Consider the following 2,702-nt stretch of genomic DNA (forward strand, 5'->3'; position numbering starts at 1 on the left):
CCAAGGTAACGAAGACGCCGAAGCGCTCAATCGCCGTGACAGTGCCGGAAAGGATCTCGCCGCCCTGCAATGATTCCAGGAACGCCCAGAGTTCCTGGCTGTCGGCTCGCCAGTCCATACTGTTCAGCCTGTCATGACGTGCTCTGAACTCTCAACTGTCCTGCGGTACGCCACACCCCGACAGCCGAGCAGCACCGAACGTACTCTTCTGCCGCATACCGCGCTGACCGAACCGGCCGGCGCGGGGCGACGGAAGATCAACTGGCCGTGGCCATCTGAGGCCGGCTGAACGTCCTCTTCTGCCGAATGTCGCGTGTTTGGGGGGATCGAATTCTGATTCGGTAGAGGTGGTTTCACTTGTTCAGGTCGCGAGTCCGAGAGTGCGGTGGTGGGCGTCGATGCCGTCGAGAATGCGCTGCAAGCCGTACTCGAAGACTGTGTCGAGGTTGAAGTCGAACTGCTCGCGGGTGACGTAGTCGATTCCGGGATGGCCGGTGCTGGTCGGCTGCCGCTGGCGGCTGCCTGCCCGGTGACGCATCCAGTCGTCGGCCGACATCCCGGTGTCGGCTTGGGCTTGTGATTCGGCGAGCAGGACGAGTGCCATGGCGCGGACATGTCCGAACAGGTTGATGTGGGTGCACATCATGTCGTGGGCGTCGAATCCCATCGCGCGTAGCGTGCTGAGGGACCACTCGACGATGGGCAGCAGGTTGGGCATCTGCTGCGGCCGCGAGACAGACAACACCTCGGCTGCCCACGGGTGCCGGTTGAACACCGTCCACAGCAGATGCGCACCGGAGTCGAGACGTTGCCGCCAGTCGGTCACCGGGATCGGCGGAATCCGGATCGAGGCGAAGACGCTGTCGGCCATCTGTACGGTCAGGTCGTTGCGGTTCGGAATGTGACGGTAGAGGGCCATCGTGGAGACCCCCACGGCGGCGGCCACTCGCCGCATCGTGACGAAGCCCAGCCCCTCCGCATCGGCGATCTGCACTGCGGCATCGCAGATCTCGTGCCGGGTCAGCACAGCGTGCCGTGCGGGTTCGGCGACTCCGGAACGCGACGTACCAGCCGGGCACTGCTCGCGCGGTCGCACGACGGTCCCGCTGCCGGGCTTCGTCTCGACGAGGCCGGCGGTCCGCAAAGCGTTGATAACTTTGGTGGCGGTGGCCATCGCGACGCCCCAGTCTCGGACGATCTGCCGGGTCGAGGGGACCGGCTGGCCGTCGGTCAGTCGACCGCTGCGGATTTCATCCGCGATCTCGTCGGCGATCCGTAAGTAGAGCGCTCGGTCCGTCACGACCCTCCAAGTGCACTAGTGCGGTCAGCATGTTTCGTTGATCGCCTGTCGCTCTTGAACTGCATGAATACTTGAGTGCACTACTGTGATGCCGCGCTCAGCAGCCCAATTGAGCCGATCTGCATACATTGTAAACGTCGGCCTGACAGGGCCTGAATCGCGAGGAATGTAGGGAGTGACAGAGCATGTTCGATCCGATCGTCCAAGTCGTGAGATCGGCCGACGGCACCGCCGTCGAATATCTCAGCGTCGGTGAAGGACCCGATGTCATCGTGGTGCCCGGCGCACTCGCGACAGCATTCGACCTCGGCGCTCTCGCCGAACTCCTGGCTGCCCGGCATACCGTGCACGTCGTGCAGCGGCGGGGCCGTGGCGACAGTGGCCCGCAGGGCGATCGCTACAGCATCGCCTCAGAATGTGCCGACATCGAGGCGATACGCGCGCGAACCGATGCGCGACTGATCTTCGGACACAGCTTCGGCGGACTGGTGGCTCTGCGTGCCGCATGCGCAAACCCGGCGTTCGACGCTGTGGCCGTCTACGAGCCCGGCGTATCGGTCGATAAGTCGATCCCGACCGACTGGACCGACCGAGCACGCCGAGAGCTCGCCGCGGGCAACAACTTCGAGGCATTCCTCACGTTCATCCGCGGAATCAACCCCAGCCAGACAGGACGAATCCCACGCTGGTTCCTGCGGATCATCCTGCGGCACGCCATCCCTCACATCGAGATGGAGCAGAACCTCGCACTGATGCCCCAAGCGGTCAACGAGCACATCGAGGTCGGCCACCTCGACGCTCGCCTCTCCGACTACCACGAGATCACCGCGAACACCCTGATCATGCACGGGAAGGGGCGCCGCACCAGTCGGCAAATCCTCGCCCTCACACAACTTGGAGCCACGATCCCCGACTGCGAGATCTCGGCGTTTCCAACACTCGATCACTTCGCACCCGAGAAGACACCCGAACAGATCACCACCACGGTTCTACAGTTCTTCGCCACGCACGCACGAACGGACACCACGATCAGGAGACAGTGACCTCGGATCCGCGAAGATCCAACGATCAGCGAACGTCCTCAATTGCCGCATACCGCGCTGACCGAACCGGCAAGCCCAGGCATCGGAAGATCAACTGGCCGTGTGGATCCGAGGCCAGCGGAACGTCAGCTACTGCCGAGTTCCGTGCGACCGGTGCAGTCCCGCACATTCCCCTGTAGAACAGCAATTTCGCGCCAATACGGCCAACCCGACCGTTCTAAATGTGCACTACAGATCAGAACGTTCGGGCAATAACCTCAGTGTCGACCGCATAGCTGCGCAGTGGTGTAGCGGCGGTCGATCAGCAGTCGATCTCGTATCGAAACCACTGCCGGGGATTGCCGTCCTCGTGCAACCAG

The 2,702-nt window shown here is 63.1% G+C and carries 2 protein-coding genes; one reads left to right on the forward strand and one right to left on the reverse strand.

Going from position 1 to position 2,702, the window contains the following annotated elements; genetic code table 11:
* Positions 1–361: 361 nt before the first annotated feature.
* Complete coding sequence (locus ABZ909_RS43465) at positions 362–1,300, reverse strand: GntR family transcriptional regulator (RefSeq protein WP_357012337.1); 939 nt, start codon at positions 1,298–1,300, stop codon at positions 362–364.
* Between the two features lie 272 nt (positions 1,301–1,572).
* On the opposite strand from ABZ909_RS43465, the gene ABZ909_RS43470 reads away from it, so the two are divergent.
* Positions 1,573–2,343, forward strand: coding sequence for an alpha/beta hydrolase (locus ABZ909_RS43470; RefSeq protein ID WP_357012339.1), 771 nt, complete (start codon positions 1,573–1,575; stop codon positions 2,341–2,343).
* The last annotated feature ends 359 nt before the right edge of the window (positions 2,344–2,702 follow it).

It is taken from the genome of Nocardia sp. NPDC046763, from assembly GCF_040645495.1.
Classification (GTDB): Bacteria; Actinomycetota; Actinomycetes; order Mycobacteriales; family Mycobacteriaceae; genus Nocardia.